Source organism: Aeromonas sp. QDB62 (assembly GCF_027705695.1).
GTDB lineage: Bacteria > Pseudomonadota > Gammaproteobacteria > Enterobacterales > Aeromonadaceae > Aeromonas > Aeromonas allosaccharophila.
Window position 1 is genome coordinate 1 of sequence record NZ_JAPDCD010000145.1, and the last position, 635, is coordinate 635.

Consider the following 635-nt stretch of genomic DNA (forward strand, 5'->3'; position numbering starts at 1 on the left):
ATTCATGACTGGGGTGAAGTCGTAACAAGGTAACCCTAGGGGAACCTGGGGTTGGATCACCTCCTTACCTTAAGATGACGAAGTTGTTGAGTGTTCACACAGATTGCCTTGATTCAAAGTAGTTAGAGCAAAGACCTGATGCGCAAGCGTCAGTGCTTGTTTGGCTAACGCCAAACGAGAGAAGCCCTTTTGTTGGGTGCTGGGATGTGAATAATGGCGAAAGTCGTTACCCAATCACCTGCGCGCAAGCGCAAAGACAAATCCGGGTCCCCTTCGTCTAGAGGCCTAGGACACCGCCCTTTCACGGCGGTAACAGGGGTTCGAATCCCCTAGGGGACGCCACTTCTCTTCTTGCTAACAAGAATGCAGAGTTAAGAAACTGATTCTTAACTCTGTTTTCTTCGGTCACTGACCGTTGCAAACATGCTCTTTAACAATCTGGAAAGCTGATTTAAAAAGTAGTTCTCAAACATTTGTTACAAGTGCTTTGGAAACTTCTTGGCGAAAACCAAATTTTATTTGGTCCTTGTTGTACTTCAACAAGTCGCGTCGTTTCGACGACACTTCTTGGGGTTGTATGGTTAAGTGACTAAGCGTACATGGTGGATGCCTTGGCAGTCAGAGGCGATGAAGGA

Annotated in this window: 1 tRNA gene and 1 rRNA gene; both read left to right on the forward strand. The window is 46.8% G+C overall.

The features are described from left to right. Window positions 1-67, forward strand: a 16S ribosomal RNA gene (locus OKC27_RS22820); the annotation flags it as partial. Between the two features lie 199 nt (window positions 68-266). Continuing rightward, window positions 267-342 (forward strand) — tRNA-Glu (locus tag OKC27_RS22825). The last annotated feature ends 293 nt before the right edge of the window (window positions 343-635 follow it).